Origin of the sequence: Bacillus cereus group sp. BfR-BA-01309 (assembly GCF_022664315.1) — a bacterium.
Lineage (GTDB): Bacteria > Bacillota > Bacilli > Bacillales > Bacillaceae_G > Bacillus_A > Bacillus_A mobilis.
In genome coordinates this window covers 71,290-78,574 of the sequence record NZ_JAKUHE010000020.1, presented here as the reverse complement: position 1 = coordinate 78,574, position 7,285 = coordinate 71,290, and the positions used below count along the sequence as shown (strand labels likewise).

Sequence of the window (7,285 nt, the reverse complement as noted above, 5' to 3'; positions counted from 1 at the left end):
AGAAAAATTAAACCACCTATCCCCTAAAGAATTTAGGGAACAAGTGGTTTAGGTGTTTTGATTGGTGTCCCGTTTTCGGGGTTCACTTCAATCACTTCTAAGGTTTTTGTTTGCCTTGCTTCTTATTCACGTAATCCTTTAATAAACGTTTCCAATAATACATGTAAACTTGTATCTAAATCTAGTGGCAGACCAAATCCACCTTGTTGTTCAATCGACGCAAATCCATGACAAATACTTCTGAATCCACGTGTCGCATGAAGTGCATTCTCTCCTTCTAATCCGTACTGTTGTAAAACCTGAAGACAAAGCTTTACAATTCCGTCACCCGCTTTTCTTACTTCTTCATCTCGTAAAAAAGTTGCTTCATACAGTCCAGGATGTTTGCGTACGAATGCTACATACGCTTCTCCTAAAGCATGAATTGCTTCATCCATACGTTTACCCTCAGCCGCTTCTTCCAGTCTGTTATGCAGCTGTTTGATTCCGTACATACCAAGATTTTTCCGTACATCTTGTAAGCCTTTTACATGATTGTATAGCGAGGGTGAACGTACCCCTAATGTTTGCGCTAATGAAGCTAACGTTACTTCTTGTATTCCATTTGCATCCGCAATTTCTGCTGCTGTTTCTACAATTTTCTGTAATGTAAGTCCGATTCTCGGTGACATAAATTAACCCTCTTTTCTACTTTCTATATTCCGCTTAGCTTCCTTAATAGCAAGCTCTATGATAGCACTTGGATCATTTATCATTTTCCCATGCCCTGCCGCAAGCAAGGAGGGCTCATATTCGCTTAACTTCTCTGCACTTTGTAATGATATTTCTTTGCTCCACGTTGCCATCGCAGGAAATGGAAACCAAAATTTCATTTGTCCCGAAACAGCCATACCTCCTCTTGTTTGGAATGCATCCCCGACAATAAGAGCTTTATTCCGTACATCAAGAAACGACATGGAGCCTGGCGTATGTCCTGGTGTCATAATCGCAAGAAGCGATCCAACTCGGTCGCCATCTTCCAATAAAACATCAGGCACCGTTTTTACTTTTTTAGGTACACCGCCTTTTATCGGTATATTCGGTTCATCCTTTTGTAACGTCGTATCTCCTTCTAACAGCTTTGCGTCCCGCTTAGAAATATAGACTGGAACATTAGGAAGTACTTCCTTTAATGCGTCTAATGCACCGATGTGATCATCATGCGCATGCGTTAATACAATCTTAGTAATTGGCTTCCCTATTTTCTCAGCCGCCTGTAAAATACCTTTTGCGCTATATGGCAAAGCCGCATCAATTAAAGTTAAACCATCTTCTTCCTCCAGAAAGTAACAATTTACAGGAAACACTCTTGGTAAAAATGACAATTGATATACCGTTTTTTCATGTATCATTCTCATATTTCCATCTCCCTCTCCACGAAAACTAATACCATTAGTTTTATTATACTAATGGTATTAGTTTTGTGCCACTAAAAATTTCATTTTTACAAAAAAAAAGAAAAGTAGCCGTTTATACGACTACTTTTCTTTACAGCTATTAAACTGTGTAACGCTCATCTTCTAAAATTTTCGCAGCGATTTCACGTTTCTTCGGAATTACGTTAAGTGGTGTGTGGCGAGTTAATTTACGTAATGATGATAACATCATGCGTAGCATGTCGCCGTTTTCAACTGCGATAAGTGTTTCTTTCGCATCTGCTTCGATTTCGTTGAATGCTTCTTGGCAGAATACTTCAGTGTATAACACTTTTTGTTTATTCTTTTCAAGACCAGTTGTTTTAATCGCTTTTTCTGTACGAAGAACAGCTGACTCCATTGCGTATAGGTTGCTTACGATATCAGCGATATTCACAAGAATTTCTTGCTCTTTATCTAATGCTTTACCGTATTTTTGAGCAGCTAATCCAGCTACCATTAAGCCGATTTTCTTCGCGTTAGTTACTAAATATTTTTGAAGTGCTAATGGCTCATCGCCTACTTCTTCTGGCATCATCATCATTAACTCTTCTTGTAATTTTTGTGCTTTTTGAAGAAGTGGTAATTCACCTTTCATCGCTTTACGTAAGAACGTACCTGGTACGATTAGGCGGTTAATTTCGTTCGTTCCTTCGAAAATACGGTTAATACGAGAATCGCGGTACATTCTTTCAATCTCGTACTCTGCCATAAATCCGTAACCACCGTGAATTTGAACACCTTCATCTACTGTATAATCTAATACTTCAGAACCGAATACTTTATTTAAAGAGCACTCGATTGCATATTCAGCGATAGAAGCTGCTACTGCTTTACCGTCTTTTACTTCTTCTTCAGATAATGTGCTCATGCGGCTTTCGAATAAACCTACTGTACGATATACAGAGCTTTCAGCTGCATATGTTTTCGCTGCCATATTCGCAAGTTTTTCTTGAATTAATGGGAAGCGAGCGATTGGTTGTTTGAACTGTTGACGTTGGTTTGCATATTGTGCTGAAATTTCTACTGCACGTTTTGCAGATCCAACTGTACCAACACCTAATTTATAACGACCGATATTTAAAATGTTGAATGCGATAATATGACCTTTACCGATTTCACCAAGTAAGTTTTCTTTCGGTACTAATGCATCTTCTAAAATTAACGTACGAGTTGATGAACATTTAATACCCATTTTCTTTTCTTCTGGGCTTGTAGATACGCCAGCATATTCTTTCTCTACGATAAATGCTGAGAAGTGCTCTCCATCTATTTTTGCATATACAACAAATACGTCAGCGAATGCAGAGTTTGTAATCCATTGCTTTTCACCATTTAATACGTAATGTGTACCTTCTGCATTTAAACGTGCAGTTGTTTTTGCGCCTAATGCGTCAGATCCTGAACCTGGCTCAGTTAATGCGTATGCAGCTAATTTCTCACCAGTCGCAAGTAATGGTAAATACTTTTTCTTTTGCTCTTCGTTACCGAATAACACGATTGGTAAAGATCCGATACCTACGTGAGCACCGTGAGTAATTGCAAAACCACCAGCGCGAGAGAATTTCTCTGCGATTAACGCTGAGCTTACTTTATCAAGGCCAATTCCGCCGTACTCTTCTGGTACGTCAGCGCCTAATAAACCAAGTTCCCCAGCTTCTTTTAAAAGACGAACAGAACGATCAAACTCGTGTTGCTCTAAATATTCAAGCTCTGGAAGAACTTCATTTACGATAAAGTCCTCTGTCGTTTTTGCAATCATTTTATGCTCAGATGAAAAGTCTTCTGGCGTAAACACTTGATCAATCGTAATCTCATCAACTAAAAAGCTACCGCCTTTAACCGCACTTCCTACCGTTTTTTCCATGAAAATTTCCTCCTTCATATTTTCATGAGCCGCTTCTTTCTTTTTTGAAAGAAGCTAGCTCTCCCTTTTGTTTTTATAAACCGTTGTTGCTTCCATTCTTCATAATCCAGTTCCAGCGGCTAGAATGTTCGGTGGCTTCGCTTCTTCCTGCGAGGCAAAGAGCGCCTCTACGTCTGAAGCTCCATCCCCCTCACATTCTGAACGAGCCGCTTCCACTTTTTTTATAGTAATTCAAACACTCCTGCTGCTCCCATTCCGCCGCCGATACACATTGTTACGATACCGAATTGTTGGTTGCGGCGTTTCATTTCGTGAATAAGAGATAGTGTTAGTTTTGCTCCTGTACAGCCAAGTGGATGTCCAAGTGCGATTGCACCGCCGTTTACGTTTACTTTTTCTTCATCTAAACCAAGTTCACGAATAACTTGGATCGATTGAGAAGCGAATGCTTCATTTAGTTCAAATAGGCCGATATCAGATAGCTCTAAGCCAGCTAATTTTAATGCCTTTGGAATTGCAGCGATTGGGCCGATTCCCATTACTTCTGGTGGTACGCCAGCTACTGCGAATGAACGGAATTTCGCAAGTGGTTTCATGCCATCACTCACTGCTTTTTCACGATCCATTAATAGTACAGATGCTGCACCGTCACTCATTTGTGAAGAGTTACCAGCTGTTACAGAACCACGAACGTTAAATGCTGGACGTAATTTACCTAAAATGTCTAGCGTCGTTTCTGCTCTTACACCTTCGTCTTGCGCGAAAATGATTGTTTCTTCTTGCAGTTTATTGTTTGATCCAACAGTACGTAACGTTACATCTACAGGTACTGTTTCATCAGCAAAGTTACCTGCAGCTAATGCTTGCGCAGCACGTTGATGACTTCTTACTGCAAATGCATCTTGCTCTTCACGAGAAATTCCATATTTCACAGCGACTTGCTCTGCTGTATGTCCCATGCCCATATAATATTCTGGCGCTGCTTCTACAAGGCGACTATTCGGACGAACAACGTGTCCCATCATCGGAACTAAACTCATTGATTCCGCTCCGCCTGATAATACCGCTTCCGAATGACCAAGCATAATGCGCTCTGCTCCGTAAGCGATACTTTGTAACCCTGAAGAACAGTAACGGTTAATCGTAATAGCTGGAACATCGTAAGAAAGTCCCGCTAATCCGCCGATATTACGAGCCATATTTAAACCTTGCTCTGCTTCTGGCATCGCACAACCGAAAATTAAATCATCGATTGGTCCTTCATAATTCGCACGCTTTAACGTTTCTTTTACTACTAACGCCCCTAGATCGTCAGGACGAACTGTTTTTAATGAACCCCTCTTTGCTTTTCCAATTGGTGTTCTTGCTCCCGCAACAATGACAGCTTCTCTCATGAACGATATCTCCCCTCGTTATTAGTTACGTAATGGCTTTCCTTTTACAAGCATGTGCTGCATTCTTGCTTGTGATTTCATCTCACTTACTAAGCTAATAAATGCTTCACGTTCTACATCTAATAAATACTGCTCATCAACTTCTGTTCCGTACGGTACTTTTCCGCCCGCAATGACATATGCAAGTTTCTTCGCAATGTGAAGATCATGTTCAGAAATGTAACCTGATAAATGCATTGCTTCTGCACCAAGTACAAGCGTTGCATAGCCTGTTTCACCAACAACTGGTATCTTTTTGCGAATCGGTGCTTTATAACCCGCTTCATATAAAGAAAGTGCTTTTTGTTTCGCATCATATAGTAAGTGATCACCATTCACACTAATACCGTCTTTATCGCCTAAGAAGTTGTTCGATACAGCTTCTTGTGCTGATGTAGAAACTTTCGCCATCGCTACAGATTCGAATACTTTATTCGCAACTTTTTGCAAATCAAACTCTACACCTTTTGGCATTTTGTTTAAGTGTTTAATGTATAGCTCTTTATTACCGCCTCCGCCAGGGATTAAGCCAACACCAACTTCTACTAAGCCCATATACGTTTCACTAGAAGCTTGAATGCTCGCTGCTGGTAAGCAAACTTCTGTACCTCCGCCAAGCGTCATACCGTATGGTGCTGCTACAACTGGCTTAGAAGAGTATTTAATTTTCGTCATTGCATCTTGGAAGTTTTTCACAACCCACTCAATTTCAAAGTAGTTGTCATCTTGTGCTTCCATTAAGATCATTGCTAAGTTCGCACCAACGCAGAAGTTCTTCGATTGGTTACCGATAACAAGACCTTTATAATTCTTTTCTACTTCATCAACAGCGTAGTTAATCATTTGCGTAATATCCATACCAATTGCATTGCTCTTCGAATGGAATTCTAAACAAAGGATGCCGTCACCTAAATCAATTAAGCTCGCTCCGCTATTTTTCTTTAATACGCCATTTTTCGCTTTTAATTGTTTAAGCGAAATTGCCTTTTTATTACGTTCGATTAGCTTATATTCGCCATTATCGTAATAGTAGCTATCTCCGTTATCATGTTTATAGAAAGTAGTGAAACCTTTCTCTACCATTTCTTTCACCCAAGTCGGAACAACTGCGCCGTTTTCTTCCATCTTTTGAACGGACTTTTCAACGCCGATTGCATCCCAAACTTCAAATGGTCCTTGTTCCCAGCCGAAGCCCCACTTCATCGCTTGGTCAATTGCAACGATATCGTCAGCAATTTCTTTATGAAGTTTTGCAGAGTATAAAAGAGTCGGTGTAATGATATTCCATAACAACTCTCCTGCGCGGTCTTTCGCGTATACAAGCGCTTTCAATTTATTCGATAAACCTTTTTCTTGTTTACTTAACTCGATAGATGCAGCTTTTAATTTTTTGCGTGCTTCATATTCCATCGTTTCAGGATTTAATTCTAAAATTTCTTTTCCTTGTTTTAAGAAGAAGCCTTGACCTGTCTTGCTCCCAAGCCATTTTTTATCAAGCATATCATGCATGAAAGCTGGTACTTTAAATACATCACGCTCTTCTTCTTGTACGTTTTCATATACGTTATTTGCAACGTGTACGAATGTATCTAAACCAACAACATCTAATGTACGGAACGTTGCGCTCTTCGGACGACCAATAAGTGGGCCTGTTACAGAATCAACTTCCCCAATGCTATAGCCACGTTTTATCATCTCTTGAAGAGTTACTAATAAACCGTACGTACCAATGCGATTTCCAATAAAGTTTGGTGTGTCTTTTGCGATAACAACGCCTTTTCCAAGAACGTCTTCGCCAAATAGTTTCATGAAGCTTAATACTTGTGGATCTGTTTCTTTCGTCGGTATTACCTCTAGAAGTTTTAAATATCGTGGTGGGTTAAAAAAGTGTGTGCCTAAGAAGTGTTTCTGGAAGTCGTCTGAACGACCTTCTGCCATTTTTTCTACTGAAATGCCTGACGTATTCGAGCTTACAATAGAACCCGGTTTACGAACAGCATCTACTTTTTCAAATAGTTTCTTTTTAATATCTAAGTTTTCAACTACTACTTCAATAATCCAATCAACATCAGCTAGACGCTCAAGATCATCTTCTAAGTTACCTGCTTCAATCAGTGCTAGATTTCCTTTCACTGTCAGAGGAGCTGGTTTTTGTTTTAATAGTTTTTGCACAGCCGTATTACTAAAACGATTTCTCACACTTTTATGTTCTAATGTAAGTCCCTTCGCTTCCTCTTCTTTTGTTAGCGCAGGTGGTACAATATCAAGCAATAATGTCGGAATACCAATATTAGCTAAGTGTGCCGCAATCCCCGAACCCATTACGCCTGAACCTAGAACAGCAGCCTTTTTAATTTGGAACATCCAATTCTCCCCCTATTCTTGAATGAATGCTCATTCAATTTTTCGACATAAGTCGCAATCAATGAGTGAGCCTCTACTAATAAATATATGATACAGTTTGAATTTTCGCAATATATTTATTGATAAAATTTTCTGAAATAAATATTTTTCTTTTATTTGCCCATGCT

At 39.6% G+C, this 7,285-nt stretch carries 5 protein-coding genes; all 5 read right to left on the bottom strand.

All coding sequences use genetic code 11. The annotated features are described in order from the left end of the window. Positions 1–122: 122 nt before the first annotated feature. Positions 123–671, bottom strand: a complete 549-nt coding sequence (locus tag MR115_RS25900) for a TetR/AcrR family transcriptional regulator (RefSeq protein ID WP_242243223.1) — start codon at positions 669–671, stop codon at positions 123–125. 3 nt (positions 672–674) lie between these two features. Beyond that, on the bottom strand, positions 675–1,397 hold the full coding sequence (locus tag MR115_RS25895; RefSeq protein ID WP_242243222.1) for an MBL fold metallo-hydrolase: 723 nt from the start codon (positions 1,395–1,397) through the stop codon (positions 675–677). A gap of 139 nt (positions 1,398–1,536) precedes the next feature. Next, entirely contained in the window at positions 1,537–3,321 is a 1,785-nt protein-coding gene (locus MR115_RS25890) for an acyl-CoA dehydrogenase family protein (protein WP_071748128.1), read from the bottom strand. A gap of 221 nt (positions 3,322–3,542) precedes the next feature. Next, complete coding sequence (locus MR115_RS25885) at positions 3,543–4,715, bottom strand: acetyl-CoA C-acetyltransferase (RefSeq protein ID WP_242243221.1); 1,173 nt, start codon at positions 4,713–4,715, stop codon at positions 3,543–3,545. A 21-nt stretch (positions 4,716–4,736) separates the two neighbouring features. After that, entirely contained in the window at positions 4,737–7,118 is a 2,382-nt protein-coding gene (locus tag MR115_RS25880; protein WP_242243220.1) for a 3-hydroxyacyl-CoA dehydrogenase/enoyl-CoA hydratase family protein, read from the bottom strand. Positions 7,119–7,285 lie beyond the last annotated feature (167 nt).